Origin of the sequence: Flavobacterium wongokense, assembly GCF_021608265.1 — a bacterium.
Classification (GTDB): Bacteria; Bacteroidota; Bacteroidia; order Flavobacteriales; family Flavobacteriaceae; genus Flavobacterium; species Flavobacterium wongokense.
Window position 1 is genome coordinate 467,580 of sequence record NZ_JAKIHP010000001.1, and the last position, 18,440, is coordinate 486,019.

Sequence of the window (18,440 nt, forward strand, 5' to 3'; positions counted from 1 at the left end):
GAGTAAAAAAATGATTATCGCTTCCACCTCTACAATCCATGGAGGGACTTATCTTGAATATTTATTGTCAAGCTTAGAAATCCTTTTTAAGGATTGCGGTGAAATACTCTTTATTCCGTATGCGCGTCCTGGTGGAATTTCGCACGATGGATACACCGCTACGGTGCGTTCGGCTTTCGCCAAAATAAATAAAGGGGTAAAAGGCCTGCACGAATTTGATAACCCGGCAGAAGCTATTAAAAATGCACAGGGAATTTTTACTGGTGGCGGCAATACTTTTTTATTGGTTACCCAATTATATCAAAACAATGTGATGGAAGTTTTGGCAAAAACGGTTCAGGATGGAACTCCGTATCTGGGTTCCAGTGCCGGAAGCAACATTACCGGAATCTCGATGCAGACTACGAACGACATGCCCATCATTTATCCTCCAAGTTTTAAGACATTGGGATTGATTCCTTTTAACCTGAACCCTCATTATCTCGATGCCGATCTGCAGAGCAAACATATGGGTGAAACCCGGGAAACAAGGATTAAGGAATTCCATGCGTTTAATGAAACCCCTGTTTTAGGATTGCGCGAAGGAAACTGGCTTGAAGTTGATGGCAACAAAATAATTTTGAAAGGAGCATTAACAGCCCGTTTGTTCAGGCAGGGTCAAACTCCGGAAGAACTGCAAACGGGAAGTGATTTAGCTTTTCTGCGTTAGCGGTAGAGGCAGGCACCGTGTGCAGCCGATAACGCGACCCAAGCATAGCGAGGGGAACGCCCATAAAAAGAAAAAACCTCTAACGTTAATTAGAGGTTTTCTTTTTCTGAGCGGAAGACGAGGCTCGAACTCGCGACAACCAGCTTGGAAGGCTGGAGCTCTACCAACTGAGCTACTTCCGCATTTCACAACGTTTCCGTTTGTGAGGTGCAAATATAAAGCATAAGATTCTTTCGATGCAAATTTTTTTTAAAAAAAATGTTTGTTTTTCTTAATCAGGATGAATTACGAATCTAATTGATTTAAAATGAAAAAGTTGGAGATTACCATCTCCAACTTTTTATATCTGAACTACTTTAAAATTGCCTGTTAAACGTTTAATCTTGAAAAAATCTCCTTTGTTTTTGAAGGATGATAGATAAACAAACACGATTTGTCCTTAATCACATTGATGATTTTGGCATTCATTTCAACCGGAACTGCAGGACAACCCTGGCTTCTTCCCAATCTTTTATTTTGACGGATAAACGATTCTGAAACATAATCGGCACCATGCATAACCACAGCCCTGTTTCTGGCATTATCATTAAGTCCTTTTTCAAGTCCGTCTAATTTTAATGACATTCCGTGTTTGCCATTGTATATTTCGCCAGTTGCATAAAAACCAATGCTGCTTTTAAAGGATTCTGCCTGATTTGAAAATTCATTGGCAAATTCTTCTCCGGTATTTCTTCCGTGAGCAACCAAGGTATTAAACAATACCACGTTTCTTTCTAAATCAATTACCCAAAGGCGTTTCATGTTTGAGGACAAACTGAAATCTACCAAAGTCAAAATGTTTTTGGTAACAAGGCCTTTTTGTTTGAGTAAATGAAAGCCTTCCAAGGCTTTATCAAAACATTCAAAGTTAGGCATTGCAAAAGAGTTTGCATCTAACTGATTGTAGATAGATACATTTTTTGAAGCAGAATTGGATTCAACTGCTGTGGTAATTTTTATCGAATTTGTTTTGTTAGGCAGGCTCGTAAATGAGGTTAACAAAACAACAAAAAACAAAGGAAAAAACTTATAATTCATTGACTAAATAGGTTTTATGTGTGAGATTTGGTTTTACAAACATAGAGTAATTTTTAAAAAATAAAAATTTTTTTGCCTTTCTTAAGACAATTTTAATCGTTTAAGTGCATCATTTAATCGTTTAACTCCTTGTTTTTGAACTGTATTTTATTGGTAACGGAGTTGGAAATACCGATTAATTCTTTAATTTTGCTCGACTAACTAAACCTCAAATGCCTAAATATTATTACTATTCCTTTTTTGTAATATTGCTTTTTACAGGCAGGACATTTGGACAGAATCCTAAAAAGACGCTTGTTACCCAGGCAACTAAGGAAAAAATCACAATTGATGGCGAATTCAACGAAAGTGTATGGACTACAGCCAATGTAGCTTCCGATTTCCTTATGGTCAGCCCCGACAATGGAAAAGTGATTGCTCCTGAAAAGAAAACAGAAGTAAGGCTTGTTTATGATAACGAAGCGGTTTATGTGGCAGCCAAACTTTATGATGAAAATCCTGATAAAATAATGAAACAATTAACCCAAAGGGATGTTTTTGGTTCTGCCGACCACTTTGGAGTTACACTTAATGGTTATAATGACGGCCAGCAGGAGTTTCGTTTTTTTGTTAGTGCAGCCGATGTTCAGATTGATGTTTTTTACACACAATCTAACGGAGAGGATTATTCCTGGAATGCTATTTGGGACAGTAAGACAAAGATCACCGATTATGGTTGGTGTGTCGAAATGAAGATTCCTTATGCTGCTTTGCGCTTTTCAACAGAAAGCAAGCAAACCTGGGGATTGAATTTTTATCGTGAAATCAAAAGGGACAATGGAAAATACACCTGGAACCTATTGGACAATAAAATAGATTCTGAGAGTAACCAGGCCGGAATCCTCGAGGGAATTGAAAACATCAATACACCAACACGCTTGTTTCTGATTCCATACTCCTCTTTTTACCTGAATGCCAATGATGCCAAAAAAACGGTTGGAGAAATTAAGGGCGGAATGGATATTAAATATGGAATTAGCGATGCCTTTACATTGGACGCTATCCTTATTCCCGATTTTGGGCAGACCAAATTTGACAATGTACAGTTAAACCTCGGTGCTTTCGAACAGCAGTTTGATGAAAACCGCTCTTTTTTTACCGAAGGTACCGACTTATTTAACAAAGGAGATTTACTTTATACGCGCAGAATTGGACAAACGCCCGGTTTTTCCATTGCCAATAATGAAAGCGTGGTTGACTTCCCAAGCTCAATTAAATTGATCAATGCATTAAAGATATCCGGACGAACCAGAGGTGGTTTGGGTATCGGCGTATTGAATGCCGTATCCGAAAATACCAGCGTTAGTGTCAAAAATAATGACACCGGTGAAATAAGGCTTCAGAATATTTCTCCGCTGACAAATTATAATGTTTTTGTATTAGACCAACGATTCAATACCAACTCTTCTGTTTCCATAATAAATACCAACGTTACCCGCAACGGAAGTTTTAGGGATGCGAATGTTTCTGCTTTGGTTTGGGACTTAAGGACGAAAGCAAATTCATTGCAGGCTCAGGGTGAATATGAATACAGTACCATCAACTCAGCGACAGATAAAAGTGGTTACCGTTCGTATGCCGAATTTAATAAAACCAAAGGAAAGGTTCGTTTTGGCGCCGGTGCCTTCATCATAAGCCAGGATTTTGATAACAATGACCTTGGAATCAATTTTGAAACCGGTTATTACAACATCTATAACAATATCAGTTATCGAATACTCAACCCAACAAAGCTGGTAAATGCTTTTCGTGTTGGGCTGAATTCCTATGCGACCCATCAAACGGAAACGGGCCGACTGCAGAATATGGCTATCAGCCCTAGCTTTAATATCACTAGCAAAAAGAATCATGATTTGGGTGGCGGATTTAACATCACCCCTTTCGACACTTACGAATTTGACCCAAGGCTTGGGCTCAACCGCTCTAGTTTTAACCCAGACCGTTATAATGCCTGGTTTTATTTTTCTTCCAATTACAATTACAGGTTTGCGTTTGACATTGAGCCGGAATATACCAAATACAATGAAAAAGGAAGAGAGCTGTTGGATTTCACTTTCAGCCCAAGATACCGTTTCAGTGATAAATTCCTGGTAGTTTACAGCTTTAACCTTTTCAAATATACCAATGATAATGGTTATGCAACCGAAATTGACACCGATGCCGATCCGGCTACTGCAGATGATATTATTTTTGGATACCGCAATGTCATTTCCTATTCCAACACCTTGTCGGCCCGTTATTCACTTAACAGCGACATGAGTTTCAGCATACTGGCACGCCATTATTGGTCGTATTCCGAAAACAAAAAATACCTTTTATTATTGGATGACGGAAAATTGGTAGACTACAACAACCCAGTACCTAATCAGGATCAGGATTTCAGCACCTGGAATCTTGACCTCACGTATTCGTGGTGGTTTGCGCCCGGAAGCCAGATTTCTGTGCTCTATCGAAACAGCTCAAACCGATTTAACGATGTCATCCGGAAGGACTTCGAGCGCAATGTTAAGGATTTGTTGAATGACCAGGTCTTGAACCATGTGTTCTCGGTTAGCATCAAATATTACATCGACTACAATTCGCTTAAAAATTCAAAAGTTTCCAAAACTTTCACAAAACCTAAAGAAAGAATCCGTTTCTAAAGTTTTATCTTTGTGTAAAATTGTACGCAATGAACAAGAAAGTAATCCTAATGATATTGGACGGTTGGGGAAAATCTCCGGACCCAAAAGTTTCTGCTCCTGACAATGCCAATGTCCCATTCATAAACAGCCTTTACACTAAATATCCGAATGCCCAACTCAGAACTGACGGCCTAAATGTTGGCCTGCCCGAAGGACAAATGGGAAACTCTGAAGTAGGCCACATGAATCTTGGCGCCGGAAGGATTGTTTACCAGGATTTGGCCAAAATCAATCTTGCCGTTGAAAACAAAACATTCAATAAGGAAAAAGCCATTTCCGAAGCATTTCATTATGCAAAGGAATATGAAAAACCGGTTCATTTCCTCGGGCTTGTTTCCGATGGAGGCGTTCATTCACACATCAATCACTTAAAAGGATTGGTTGACGCTGCTTACGATGCCGGACTTGACAAAGTGTACATTCATGCTTTTACTGATGGCCGTGATGTTGACCCAAAATCCGGTGTTGGTTTTATAACCGATATTACAAACCATATCAAAGGAACATCAGTTAAACTTGCGACGATCATTGGACGTTATTATGCAATGGACCGCGACAAACGTTGGGAACGTGTGAAACAGGCTTACGATTTATTGGTAAACGGAACCGGAACACATTCTAAAGATGCCGTGAAAAGCATCGAAGAGAATTATTCGAAAAACATCACAGATGAATTCCTTCCGCCGATAGTGATGACCAATGATAAAGATGAACCAATAGCAACCATCAAGGAAGGCGATGTTGTAATTTTCTTCAACTTCAGAACCGATCGTGGACGCCAGCTGACGGAAGTCCTTTCACAGAAAGACCATCTTGATTTCAATATGCACAAGATGAACCTGTATTATGTCACGATGACCAATTATGACGATACCTTCAACAACATTTACCGTATTTTCGACAAGGACAACCTGACCGAAACTTTGGGTGAAGTTTTGGAAAAAAACCATAAAAAACAAATACGTATTGCGGAAACCGAAAAATATCCTCACGTTACTTTTTTCTTTTCGGGCGGACGCGAAGAACCTTTCGAGGGCGAAACCCGTATCTTGAGAAATTCGCCAAAAGTTGCCACTTACGATTTACAACCCGAAATGAGCGCTTATGAATTAAAGGATGCTTTGATTCCCGAACTTAAAAAAGGTGAAGTGGATTTTGTCTGCCTTAATTTTGCAAATGGAGATATGGTAGGACATACGGGTGTTTTTGAAGCCGCGATAAAAGCCTGTGAAGCTGTTGATGCCTGCGTTAAGGAAGTTATTGAAACAGCACTCGAAAATAATTACACAACCATTGTCATTGCCGACCACGGGAATTGTGAAACAATGATCAATCCGGATGGAAGTCCGAATACGGCACATACTACGAATCCTGTTCCAATCATTTTGGTGGATAAGGAACTCAAAACAATCCATGACGGAATTTTGGGCGACATTGCCCCTACCATTTTGGATTTGATGGGAATTGAAAAACCAGCCGTAATGACACAGCATTCGTTGTTATGAAGCATTTGTTAATGTCTTTCACTTTTATCCTAATTGGATATATCGCCAATGCACAAATTATAACCATTCCCGATGCAAATTTTAAAGCGAAGCTGTTGGCTGCAAATCCTTCCAATGCAATTGCCTATAATGGCATGACTGCTATAAAGATTGATACCAATGACAATAATGAGATAGAAGTTAGTGAAGCTTTACAGGTTAACCGTTTGAATGTTTCCATTGCAGACATATATGATTTAACCGGAATCGGGTTTTTTACTTCGCTCCGTTCCTTAAACTGTTCGCAAAACCATATTCCTAATTTGGATTTAAGCAATTTAACTAATCTTAAATCACTGTACTGCAATCTTAATTTATTGACTTCCTTAAATTTAAACGGCTTAAACCAACTCTTAAATCTCGAATGTGCCGAGAACACTCTTACCCAGATAGATTTTGCAAACCTTGCAAGCCTTGAGACATTAAATTGCAGGTTTAATTTCCTTACTTCCTTAAACCTGAATGGCCAAATAAATCTTCAGTCGTTAAATTGCGATTACAATCAACTGACTGCATTAGATGTCAGCAACTTAACACAACTAACTGATTTGAGTTGTCAGTCTAATCAGTTCATTGCTTTAGATTTAAATGATTTGGCGAGTTTGACTTCGTTAAATTGTTCTTACAACCAACTTGAAACATTGAACTTAAACAATTTGAATGGTTTAACCGCTTTGAACTGTTCCCACAACCAAATAACGACATTGGATATAACCAATTTGTCGCATCTTTCTACACTGAATTGTGAGTCCAATCAAATTGGCAATGCCTTTATTTTTAGCGACATGCCCGATTTAGAGGCTGCCTATTGCCATAATAATCAAATTCCTTCTTTTAGTTTTAGCGATGTATCCAACCTTCAGATTTTGGATTGCAGTGCAAATCAAATTTCCAATTTAGATGTTAGTCCGTTACCTCAATTATTAGTTTTGAACTGTCATAACAATCCCCAATTATTAAATCTGAATATTAAAAACGGCAGCAATGAACCATTTTTAGATTTTTCAAACAACCCAAATCTAGTTTATATTTGTGCTGATGAAGACCAACTAACCAACGTTCAGAATCTTATTGCTCAATATGGCTATACCAACTGTGAAGTCAATTCCTTATGCGATTTGGCGACCACCAATTTTGATTTAAGCAGCAATCTGAGGTTGTTTCCAAATCCTTCAAAAAATTATATAAATCTAGAAGTAGATGGCGGTTTAACAATCGAATCAATCTCGATTTATGATATTCCCGGACAAACCATAATTGCAATTCCCAATGCAGGAAGTGTTTCGGTTTTAAATGTTTCTGAATTAAACGCAGGAATCTATTTTATTAAATTTGAAACCAATAAAGGAACCGCTACTACAAAATTCATAAAAGGATAATCAGAATAAAATTGTATTTTTGCGCTCTCGAAATTTGATTTATGATTATTCCAAAAACAGCCGAAGAGATTGAATTGATGCGCGAAAGCGCTTTGATGGTTTCTAAAACCCTAGGGGAAATTGCCAAAGTGATTAAGCCCGGAGTAACAACCTTACAGTTAGATAAATTAGCCGAAGAATTCATTCGTGACAATGGTGGCGTTCCTGCTTTCCTGGGTTTGTATGATTTCCCAAATTCGCTTTGCATGAGTCCGAATGCGCAGGTTGTGCACGGAATCCCAAACAATGTTCCGCTACAGGAAGGTGATGTAATTTCGGTTGACTGTGGCGTTTTGAAAAACGGATTTTATGGCGACCATGCCTACTCTTTTGAAATTGGCGAAGTGGCTCCTGACGTCAAGAGACTACTTCAGGTTACTAAGGAATCGCTTTATGTTGGAATCAGGGAATTCAAAGCCGGAAACCGAGTGGAAGATGTGGGTAATGCTATCCAAAAATATTGTGAAAGCCACGGTTATGGCGTAGTTCGTGAGCTTGTAGGCCACGGATTGGGAACCAAAATGCACGAAGATCCCGAAATGCCTAATTATGGTAAACGCGGTCGCGGAAAATTGTTTGTTGAAGGAATGGTAGTCGCCATCGAACCCATGATTAACATGGGAACCAAAAACATCAAGCAGCTAAAAGACGGCTGGACAATCCTAACTGCCGACGGCAAGCCAAGCGCTCATTTCGAACATGATGTTGCTTTGGTAAATGGGAAACCGGAATTGCTTTCAACCTTTCAATATGTTTACCAGGCTTTAGGAATTGTGAGCAATGAAGAAGATGAGTTCCGTCAAAAACCATTAGTACTGTAATGAAGAAGATTTTCAAATTCATACTCAATACCATCCCGAGGCCAATACTTATCCGTTTAAGCATTGTGGTCCGCCCAATATTGGAATTGGCTCTAAAAGGAAACCGCTTTACCGATCCTATTGATGGGAAAAGTTTCAGGGCTTTTTTGCCTTATGGATATGGAAATCAAAGAAATAATGTGCTTTCACCTAGTACGCTTTCGCTGGAAAGGCATCGTTTATTGTGGTTGTACCTAAAAAACGAAACCGATTTCTTTACTTCAGAAGAGAAAAAAAAAGTACTTCATTTTGCCCCGGAACAGGAATTTTACAAACGTTTTAAAAAGCAGGCCAACATCGAATATACTACAACCGATTTGCTTTCGCCTTTAGCAGATGTTAAAGCCGATATCTGCAATCTGCCGTTTGAGGATAACACTTATGACTATATTTTGTGCAACCATGTTTTAGAGCATATTCCGGATGACACCAAAGCCATGCAGGAATTGTATCGTGTGTTAAAACCCGGCGGAATGGGAATTTTCCAGATTCCACAGGATTTGTCAAGAGCCAATACATTTTCGGATGATTCTATTGTTGACCAAAAAGAACGCGCTAAAATATTTGGACAGTACGACCATGTGCGTGTGTACGGAAGGGATTATTTCGACAAACTGAGAAGCATCGGTTTTAAAGTGGTTGAAGAAGATTATGCCAATAAAATTGCTCCCGAATTAGTCGAAAAATATTGCCTGGCAAAAGGCGAAATCATTCCGGTGTGTTTTAAGTAAACCCTAAGTTTTGGCATAATTTTCGTGGGGAAATTTTAGTATCTTTACGAATCTGATTTACATACTTATGTCCAAAAAGTTATTTTCCACTTATTTATTGTTGATTGCCACTATTTGTTTTTCACAAGTTGAAAAAGAAATCGCACCTCCATACAACATCAAAACGGTAAGTTTTGTTCAAAATGGCCAAAACAGCATTCCGGTTTTTAGATTGGGAGATAGCTTTCAGTTACAGTTTGATGATTTATTCGGCAACGAAGCCAATTATTATTACACCATAACCCATTGCGATTATGACTGGAAACCATCACAACTATCAAAGGCGGAATATCTTAACGGCTTTGATGATCAAAGAATACAGGATTATACCAATTCATTCAATACACTTCAGATTTATTCGCATTACCGCCTTTCGTTTCCAACAAGATTGACCCAGTTTAGGGTAAGCGGCAATTATGTAATCAAGATTTTAAATGACGACAAACAAGTAGTTTTTTCAAGGAAATTCATTCTTTATGAAGAATTGGTTTCCGTTCCAATGCAGGTAAAACGGGCCAGGAACGTTGGCGTTATTGAACAAAAACAGAATATCGAATTTGCCATAAAATCTGAAACCATCCTTTTCCAAAGTCCACTACAAAACGTAAAAGTAATGCTGATGCAAAACGGAAAATTCGACAATGCAATTACCAACATCAAGCCACAATATACCATTGGCAACGATTTGATTTATAAATACGATGCCGAAACCCAGTTTTGGGGAGGAAATGAATTCATGTTTTTTGAAAACAAGGACATCCGTGCAGCTAATAACAGCATTGCAACGGTAGATTCCAAAAGTGGGCTTTATAATGCCCATTTATACCAAGGGCAGGCAAGGGGAAATAATCCTTATACCTATTATCCCGACATTAATGGAAATTTTATTATCAAGAATATTGGCGCTGAAAACAACGAAATCGAAGCAGATTATGCCTGGGTTTTCTTCTCGTTTTCTGCACCGTCACTTTTTGGCGATAAATCAATTTATATAAATGGGATGTTCAACAATTACGCAATTAGCGATGAAAACAAAATGGACTACGATCCCAAAAAAGGACTTTATGAAAAAGCCCTTATGATAAAACAGGGTTTTACAAATTTCCAATATGTGCTTGCCGACAAAAACGGCAAAATTGATGAACAAAATGCATTGGATGGAAACTATTTCCAAACCGAAAACAACTATTTTGCGTTAGTATATTACAAAGAAAACAATCAGCGTTACGACAGGATTATCGGAAAGGGAATTGCAAGTTCTGTTGATATAACTAACTAAAAATTAACACTAAAATATACTGTAGAACAGTATTTTTTGTAATTTTGGACTCCAGTTAACAATATTCTACATGGTTACACAAATAACAAGAGGTATTAAAATTTCGGTTTTGACTAGTTTTGAAGGCACGTACTTCAAAAACTACAAAATCCATTTTGCCTTTAGTTATGAAATCACCATTGAAAACCACAGCAAGGATTCTGTTCAGTTAAATACCCGTCATTGGGAAATCCTGGATTCATTGAATGATGTTGAAATTGTTGATGGCGAAGGCGTAATTGGTAAAAAACCAGTACTCAAACCTGGCGAAAAACATACTTACAATTCGGGATGCTTACTTTCTTCTCCTTTCGGAGCCATGAGCGGTTACTTCAACATGATTAATTTCACGACTACAAAAACCTTCAAGGTAATTGTGCCAACATTCAAATTGAGTGCTCCATTTGCTTTGAATTAAAAAACCCTTATCACTTCATTATTTGCAATAGCATATACCTTGTCGTTTTCGTATGGGCGCATAAAATACTTTCCTGTAAATTCTCCAAAAGCCGGAAGGATCATTTGCTTTTCTTTATGAAAAAAACAGGCAAGCTTCAATGACTGCCTCCCAACATCCTTTAGTTTTATCCCCGGATGTACATGTCCGCAAAAATTGAAAAACCATTCATTTTCTACAGGATGATGCGTTAACAGGAAATCGTCAAGGATAAGTTCTTTATGGATTTCTATGTTCAAATCCGAATAATTTTGTTGTTCAATAATGTCGTGATTCCCTTCAACCAAGACGATTTCGGTTTGTATTTTATTCACCCAATAAGCAAACAAATTCCATTCGTTATTGATTTTACTATGGAATAAATCGCCCAGAAAAATAATTTTTTCCGGTTTCTGTAATGCCACAACTTCATCCAGCCTGTTAAAATTTTCGGCAATGGCATTCCCGGGAATTGCCAGTCCATGTTTCCTGAAATGTGCAATCTTTCCCAGATGGACATCTGAAATCAGCAGGATTTTTTGCTCTTTCCAAAAAACCGCACCGCTTGAATGCAGTATAAAATTGTTGTTTCTTATTTCGATTTTCATATCATTTCATGTAGGAAGCCGTCATTTTTGCAATGCGCTCTGCCAATGTTTCACTCGATAATTTTTCACGAAGCCTATCCGTTATAATCGGAAAACTGAATGGTGTTGGCTTTTCGCACTGCTTCCAAACCATTTCCTGTTGGCTGATTCGTTCCATGGCTTGTATCAAACGGCCTTCTTCCAACTGATGCTCAAAAGTTTCAATATATGCCTGTTGCAACAATAAATTATCAGGTTCATAATCCCTAAACACTTCAAACAGCAGCTGAGAGCCGCTTTGCAAATGTTTTGTTTTTATAGGTTTTCCAGGCATCCCTGTAAACACCAATCCCGAAATTACAGCAATATCCCTAAATTTCCTGCGTGCCATTTCGGTCGCATTCAAACTTTTTTGTAAATCATGGTGCAAATATTCTGTTGAAAATAAATTGTTATCAAAAACTGCCTCCAAATCTACTTGTTGATCGGAAAGCAGTTCAAAACCATAATCGTTATACGCCAGTGAAAACGTAATCGAAAACAATAAACTAATGCGGTAAGACAATAAACTCGCCATAGCTTCGTGGACAAAGCGTCCTTCAAACGGATAAAAAACAGCGTGATACCCTTCACGGGTTTTAAAGGTTTCTATCAGGAATTGACTGTCATTGGGAATGACGCTTTCCTTTTTCTGCCTGTCAAACATCGGTTTTAGTGCTTTTAGTTCCGGTGTCGAATCTTCCGTATTTGCCCTATACAATTCCTGTCTCAGCAATTCACTCATTTGTGCCGAAAAGGACATCCTTCCTCCCATCCAACTAATGGTTTTGGAAACTTTTTTGGGGTTGGCTTTACGGACCAAAACCTGCATATCCTTTATCCTGTAAAACTCGAGTTTCTTTCCTGCAAAAGTGAATGTATCGCCTGGTGTTAATTTGGAAGCAAACCATTCTTCAACTGTCCCAATATAACCACCTTTCAGGTATTTTACATTGAGTACAGCGTCGCCTACAATGGTTCCAATCTGCATCCTGTGATGCATGGCAATGCGTCGGCTGTTGATTTTGTAACTTCCATCCTCCTCAATTTCCACTTTTTTGAATTCGTCATACACCTGAAGGCTTTGACTTCCGTTGACAATAAAATTTAGAATCCATTGCCAATTCTCCTTGGTAAAATTTTGGTAACAAAAAGTGGATTTTATTTCCTCAAAGATTTCATCAGGAAAAAAACCATCCGAAACGGCCAGCGTATTCAAATATTGTATCAAAACATCATAACTGTGCAGATAAGGCATCCTGTCTTCAACAATAGTTTCGCGTACCGCTTTTCGAAGCGCTGAAGCCTCGATAAGTTCCATGGCATGCGTCGCCAGAAAATAAATATTGCTTTGCTTTCCGGGCTGATGACCGCTTCTTCCGGCCCTTTGCAGGAAACGAGCCACTCCTTTTGGCCCACCAATTTGGATGATGGTTTCTACGGGCGCAAAATCGACTCCCAAATCCAAACTGGAGGTACAAACAACTACTTTTAATTCTTCATTCCGAATGGCATTTTCAACCCACAATCGGGTTTCCTTGCTGATGCTTCCGTGGTGCATTGCCATTTCTCCGGCAAATTCCGGATACTTTTCGAGCAAGGCCTGGAACCATAATTCACAGGCCGAACGTACATTGGTAAAAACCAATGTGGTTTTGCTTTTACGGATGATTTTGGCAACCTCATCAATCAGGTGTAAACCCATATGGCCACGCCATGGATAGGTATCCATTTTTTCTGGGATTATCGAGAGAACATTAATTTTTTTATTAATGTGTGCTTTTATCAATATGGAATTTTTATAGGCTTCTGAATTGGTTCCCAACAAGACTTCCTGAGCTAATTCGAGATTTCCTATTGTTGCAGAAATCCCCCAAATCCTTATTCCTGACGCAATGGTTTTAAGGCGCGACAATCCCAGTTCCATCTGAACGCCTCTTTTTGTACCTAATAATTCGTGCCATTCGTCTATGACAATTGCATCACAGTCCCTAAACATTTTTGCATAGTCTTTTGTAGCCAATAACAACTGCAGACTTTCAGGTGTTGTTATCAATAAATCGGGCATTTTTGTTTTTTGCCTTGCTCTTTCCGTTGCTGAAGTATCACCAGAGCGGATTGCTACAGTAAGTTTGGTTTCCAAATCATCTGCTACTTTTTCGGCAGCTTGTTTGATTTCTACAGAAAGTGCCCGCAAAGGTGTAATCCAGATTGCTTTTAATCCGGGTTTGTGTTTTGTTTTGTAGTCAGGATTTTTTTTAATGTAATTTAATACGATGGGCATCCAGAGCGCATACGTTTTCCCGCTTCCGGTAGGCGCATTCAGCAAACCATTTTTTCCTTGAAGAAATGCAGTCCACGTTTGTGTCTGAAAGGCAAAAGGTTTCCATTTTTGCTTTTCAAACCAATTTTCAGCAATAGTAAATAGTGCTTCCCTGTTCATTACGGAATCATTTCTTTTAAATCATCAATGGTATTGGCTTCTTCAATTGTTTTGTCGTGACGCCAACGTAAAATCCTTGGAAATCTCGTAGCAACACCACTTTTATGCCTTTTGGAAAGTGCGATGCCTTCGAAACCTATTTCAAAAACCAATTTTGGAACAACGCTTCGCACTGGTCCAAATTTCTCAATCGTATTCATTTTGATGAAATTATCAACTTTACGAAATTCCTCATCCGTCAAACCAGAATAGGCTTTGGCAAATGTCACCAGCTCTTTTTCACCATTTTCATTATCGCCCCAAAGCGCAAAGGTGTAATCAGTAAACAGATTGCTTCTTCTTCCGCTGCCACGCATCGCATAAGTCAAAACCGCGTCGATAACCAAAGGCTCCAGTTTCCATTTCCACCAATCCCCTTTTTTCCGTCCGACTTGGTAAGGTGAGCTTTTTCTTTTCAGCATCAATCCTTCGCTTCGCATTTCGCGCGCCAGCAGTCGTTCTTCAGCTACTTCATCCCACGAATTCAGTTCTTTTCTTTCTGATAAATGCAACGGAAGATTTTTATCTTTTACCGAATCAATTAAATTTTCCAGGAGATTTCTTCTTTCTGCATACGAAAGATTTCGGATGTCTTTGCCTTCCCATTCCAATAAATCATAAGCTTTAAGGATTACCGGATTGGATTTTAGCAAAGTTGCAGAAATTGTTTTTCTTCCAATCCTTTTCTGCAAATCATTAAAAGTTCCTATTTCGTCATTGTTGAATGCCAATATTTCGGCATCGATGACAGTTCCGTTTGGAATGTTTCCGACTAGTGAATGAAACTCCGGATATTTATCGGTGACCAATTCCTCGCCACGAGACCATACATAAATCTCATTTTCACGGATTATTGTTTGCGAACGAATGCCGTCCCATTTGTGTTCAACAGACCATTCTTCAGGATTTCCTAGTCCGGAAACATCCCCTTCAATAGGATAAGCCAGGTAAAATGGATACGGTTTTGATAAATAATCGCTGCTCTGTTCATCCAAAATCAATTCCTGAAAAGTTACTGTATTGGGATTCCAATTTCCCATCAGTTTGTAAGCCAAAGTATCTTCATCAACATTTTCAGCTTTCGATAAGGCTTTGGTCATCAATTTTTGGCTTACGCCGATGCGGAAACTTCCTGTAATCAATTTGGTAAAAACGAAGCGCTCATAATAATTCAGTGCCAGCCAATTTTGCTGCAGGTAGGCTTTCTTATCTTCTTCAGATTTACTTTTTAAGACTATCATTTCCCGAAGGTATTCGCTCAGACTTTTATCAGAATGTTCGTTGGCAACAGGAATTATCAGCGCAATGGTTTCTGCCAGATCACCTACAATATGGTAACTTTCCTCAAAAAGCCATAAGGGAATATTGGCTAATTCATTTGCCCAAATCCTTAGTAAAGTTGTATTCACAGGTCGCGGTGGGCGACGATGCGAAAGGATGGCGATAGTCCACACTTTGTCTTCATCGGATGCATTTTTGAAGTAATGGGTCAACGCATCAACTTTGACATTCGTTTTGTTGGAACTGTCCAGTGTTTTTATAAGTTCGGCGAAGTTTTTCATGGCTCAGCTACAATTTCATCCGCATGTTTTTCCTCTTCCTTTGCATCCGATTCACCTTCATCACCTTCGTATTGGGTTTTTTCGGTTCGGGCATCATAGCCTATTTCTCTGAGGTATCTTGAAAAAATATCGCTGTAACCGTGAGTGCAGATTATTTTTTCAGCTCCGGTTGCCTTTATACTATCCAGCAAGGAATACCAGTCACAATGGTCGCTCAGCACAAAACCTTTGTCGATGGCCCGTCTTCTTCTTGCTCCGCGAAACGCCATCCAGCCACTTGCCGAACCGGTTACAAAAGGCGCAGCTTTCCGAATCCATGTAGTTCCGTGGGCGCTCGGCGGTGCGAGTACAATGTTTCCTAAAAGTTCTTCTTTTTTAGTTTCTCTCGTAATTAATGTCGTTGGTGGAAAATCTATCATTGGGCGCAATACGTTGGTCATGTTTTCGATGGCGCCGTGAGTGAAGATTTTGCCAATATCGGTATCAAGATATTTCAACAAACGCTGGGCTTTCCCCAAAGTATATCCAAATAAGACAGAAGTTTTGCCTTCTGCCCTGTTCTCTGCCCACCAATTATTGACTTCAGCCATGACTTCAGTTTGCGGGGTCCATTTGAAAGCTGGCAGTCCGAAAGTATTTTCGGTGATGAAGGTATGGCATTTGACCACTTCATACGGAACTGCGATTCCATCATCTTCGGTTTTGTAATCACCTGTAAAAACCCAGACTTCACCTAAATGTTCGACACGTATTTGTGCACTTCCGAAAATGTGCCCCGCAGGATGCAGTGAGAACTTGACATTGTTGATTACGAATGTTTCGTTCCAGTCTTTTCCGGTAACGTTAATGTCGCCCAAACGATGCTTGATTATCGGGACATTGGTATGGTGTGTAATGTAATTTTGATGTCCCCAACGCGAGTGATCGGAGTGCCCATGCGTTATGATGGCATTTTTCACAGGACGCCATGGGTCGAGATATACATCGGCCTGTTGGCAATAAATTCCCTTATCGTTAAAAGCCAGTAGCGGTGTCTTCATAAAATATAGGATGAGCAACATCAAATTTAAATCTAAAACCAAAGTTTAGCTTACATGATATTTTAAATAGTTTACTGAATTACTACTTTTTTATGATAGTCTTTAGAGATTTTCAAATGAACCTTTGTAATTTTGCATTTCAATTTTGAATTATTCAATCTAGGAAGTCTAACAATCTAATAATCTGAAATATGCCAAAAGGTTTTTTTCATGTCCCTAAAGCGGTCAATGAACCCGTAAAATCATACGCACCAAATTCGCCTGAAAAAGCAGCAGTTTTAGCAGCTTACAAAAAAATGTGGAACGAAACCATTGATGTTCCCAACTACATCGGAAGCGAAGAAATCCGTACCGGAAATACTAAAAATATGTCAGCGCCACACGATCACAAACATGTCGTGGGAACCTATCACCTGGCAGAAAAAAAGCATATCGAAAAAGCCATTGACGCTGCTTTGGAAGCCAGGAAAAAATGGGCGAATATGGCTTGGGAACAACGTGCCGCTATCTTTTTGAAAGCTGCCGAATTAATCGCCGGACCTTACAGAGCCCGAATCAATGCTGCAACTATGATTGCGCAGTCGAAAACTATTTACCAGGCTGAGATTGATGCTTCCTGCGAATTGATTGACTTTTTGCGTTATAATGTAGAATTCATGACGCAGATTTACAACGATCAGCCAAAATCGGTTTCTGATATTTGGAACCGTGTTGAATACCGTCCGTTGGAAGGTTTTGTTTATGCAATAACCCCTTTTAACTTTACTGCTATTGCTGCCAATCTTCCTGCAAGTGCGGCGTTGATGGGAAACACTGTAGTTTGGAAACCAAGTGACAGCCAGGTGTTTTCTGCAAAAATCATTATCGATGTTTTCAAGGAAGCCGGTGTTCCTGATGGCGTTATCAATGTTGTTTTTGGAGATCCTGTGATGATTACCGATACGATTTTGAAACATCCTGATTTTGCCGGAATCCATTATACAGGTTCTACATTTGTATTCAAGGAAATCTGGAAAAAAATCGGAGAAAATATCCATACTTATAAAACCTATCCAAGAATCGTTGGTGAAACTGGTGGAAAAGACTTCGTTTTAGCGCATCCAAGTGCGAATGTAAAACAAGTCGTTACCGGAATTACCCGTGGGGCTTTTGAATTCCAGGGGCAAAAATGTTCGGCGGCTTCAAGAGGTTATATTCCACAAAGTTTGTGGCCTGCGGTTAAAGAACAATTGATTACTGATGTAAAATCAATGAAAATGGGTTCTCCAGAATATTTTGAAAACTTCATCACAGCGGTAATCCATGAAGGTTCGTTTGACAAATTGGCGAAAGCTATTGATCAGGCTAAAGCCGATAAGGATGCGGAAATCATTGTTGGTGGAAACTACGATAAATCAAAGGGCTATTTCATTGAGCCAACAGTAATCGTTACTACCAATCCAAAATATGCCACGATGGAAACGGAACTTTTTGGACCAGTGATGACCATTTATGTTTATGAGGACAAAAAATGGGCTGAAACTTTGAAATTGGTTGACGAAACTTCAGAATATGCATTGACCGGAGCTATTTTCAGCCAGGATCGTTATGCAATACAGGAAGCAACTACAGCTTTGCAGAACAGTGCCGGAAACTTTTATATCAACGACAAACCTACAGGTGCGGTTGTTGGAATGCAGCCATTTGGTGGTGCAAGAGCTTCAGGAACCAATGATAAGGCAGGTTCTATGCAGAATTTACTGCGTTGGGTTTCACCAAGGACTATCAAGGAAACTTTTGTTACTCCGGAAGATTACCGTTATCCGTTTTTGGGCGAGTAAATCGCTCCATTCAACAATTTTATACAAAGTTCGGGCTTTCGCTTGGACTTTTTTT

14 protein-coding genes and 1 tRNA gene are annotated in these 18,440 nt (G+C 39.2%); 9 read left to right on the forward strand and 6 right to left on the reverse strand.

What is annotated here, in order from left to right; translation table 11 throughout:
- The first annotated feature begins 10 nt into the window (after positions 1-10).
- Positions 11-709, forward strand: a complete 699-nt coding sequence (gene pepE / locus L1S31_RS01915; protein ID WP_236463487.1) for a dipeptidase PepE — start codon at positions 11-13, stop codon at positions 707-709.
- Positions 710-818: 109 nt separating this feature from the next.
- Here pepE and L1S31_RS01920 read toward each other — a convergent pair.
- Positions 819-891 (reverse strand) — tRNA-Gly (locus L1S31_RS01920).
- Positions 892-1,078: 187 nt separating this feature from the next.
- Positions 1,079-1,786: a murein L,D-transpeptidase catalytic domain family protein gene (locus L1S31_RS01925; protein WP_236461335.1), complete on the reverse strand. Its 708-nt coding sequence runs from the start codon at positions 1,784-1,786 to the stop codon at positions 1,079-1,081.
- A gap of 212 nt (positions 1,787-1,998) precedes the next feature.
- Here L1S31_RS01925 and L1S31_RS01930 point away from each other — a divergent pair, with 212 nt between their 5' ends.
- The 7 genes from L1S31_RS01930 to apaG all read left to right on the forward strand — a co-directional run bounded on the left by L1S31_RS01930 (position 1,999) and on the right by apaG (position 10,837).
- Positions 1,999-4,467 carry a DUF5916 domain-containing protein gene (locus L1S31_RS01930; RefSeq protein WP_236461339.1) on the forward strand — a complete coding sequence of 823 codons (2,469 nt, stop codon included), beginning with the start codon at positions 1,999-2,001 and terminating at the stop codon, positions 4,465-4,467.
- Between the two features lie 29 nt (positions 4,468-4,496).
- The gene (gene gpmI, locus L1S31_RS01935) at positions 4,497-6,014 is read left to right on the forward strand and encodes a 2,3-bisphosphoglycerate-independent phosphoglycerate mutase (RefSeq protein WP_236461341.1); all 1,518 of its coding nucleotides are present in this window, start codon (positions 4,497-4,499) and stop codon (positions 6,012-6,014) included.
- Positions 6,011-7,432, forward strand: coding sequence for a T9SS type A sorting domain-containing protein (locus L1S31_RS01940; protein ID WP_236461343.1), 1,422 nt, complete (start codon positions 6,011-6,013; stop codon positions 7,430-7,432). Before gpmI ends, L1S31_RS01940 begins: the two co-directional genes overlap by 4 nt.
- Before the next feature lie 41 nt (positions 7,433-7,473).
- Positions 7,474-8,292, forward strand: a complete 819-nt coding sequence (map, locus tag L1S31_RS01945; RefSeq protein ID WP_236461344.1) for a type I methionyl aminopeptidase — start codon at positions 7,474-7,476, stop codon at positions 8,290-8,292.
- Complete coding sequence (locus tag L1S31_RS01950) at positions 8,292-9,062, forward strand: class I SAM-dependent methyltransferase (protein ID WP_236461346.1); 771 nt, start codon at positions 8,292-8,294, stop codon at positions 9,060-9,062. Before map ends, L1S31_RS01950 begins: the two co-directional genes overlap by 1 nt.
- A gap of 67 nt (positions 9,063-9,129) precedes the next feature.
- On the forward strand, positions 9,130-10,380 hold the full coding sequence (locus tag L1S31_RS01955; RefSeq protein WP_236461348.1) for a type IX secretion system plug protein: 1,251 nt from the start codon (positions 9,130-9,132) through the stop codon (positions 10,378-10,380).
- A 70-nt stretch (positions 10,381-10,450) separates the two neighbouring features.
- Positions 10,451-10,837 (forward strand): Co2+/Mg2+ efflux facilitator ApaG/CorD, encoded by a 387-nt coding sequence (apaG, locus tag L1S31_RS01960; protein ID WP_236461351.1) that lies wholly within the window; start codon positions 10,451-10,453, stop codon positions 10,835-10,837.
- Here the strand turns inward: apaG and pdeM are convergent.
- The 4 genes from pdeM to L1S31_RS01980 are packed head-to-tail and all read right to left on the reverse strand — an operon-like array spanning position 10,834 to position 16,565.
- Positions 10,834-11,463, reverse strand: a complete 630-nt coding sequence (gene pdeM / locus L1S31_RS01965) for a ligase-associated DNA damage response endonuclease PdeM (RefSeq protein ID WP_236461353.1) — start codon at positions 11,461-11,463, stop codon at positions 10,834-10,836. The genes apaG and pdeM overlap by 4 nt on opposite strands.
- Before the next feature lies 1 nt (position 11,464).
- On the reverse strand, positions 11,465-13,924 hold the full coding sequence (locus L1S31_RS01970; protein WP_236461355.1) for a ligase-associated DNA damage response DEXH box helicase: 2,460 nt from the start codon (positions 13,922-13,924) through the stop codon (positions 11,465-11,467).
- Positions 13,924-15,525 (reverse strand): ATP-dependent DNA ligase, encoded by a 1,602-nt coding sequence (locus tag L1S31_RS01975; RefSeq protein ID WP_236461356.1) that lies wholly within the window; start codon positions 15,523-15,525, stop codon positions 13,924-13,926. Before L1S31_RS01975 ends, L1S31_RS01970 begins: the two co-directional genes overlap by 1 nt.
- The gene (locus L1S31_RS01980) at positions 15,522-16,565 is read right to left on the reverse strand and encodes a ligase-associated DNA damage response exonuclease (protein WP_236461358.1); all 1,044 of its coding nucleotides are present in this window, start codon (positions 16,563-16,565) and stop codon (positions 15,522-15,524) included. Before L1S31_RS01980 ends, L1S31_RS01975 begins: the two co-directional genes overlap by 4 nt.
- Before the next feature lie 191 nt (positions 16,566-16,756).
- Between L1S31_RS01980 and pruA the strand changes: the two genes are divergently transcribed.
- The gene (gene pruA, locus L1S31_RS01985) at positions 16,757-18,385 is read left to right on the forward strand and encodes an L-glutamate gamma-semialdehyde dehydrogenase (RefSeq protein ID WP_236461360.1); all 1,629 of its coding nucleotides are present in this window, start codon (positions 16,757-16,759) and stop codon (positions 18,383-18,385) included.
- Positions 18,386-18,440 lie beyond the last annotated feature (55 nt).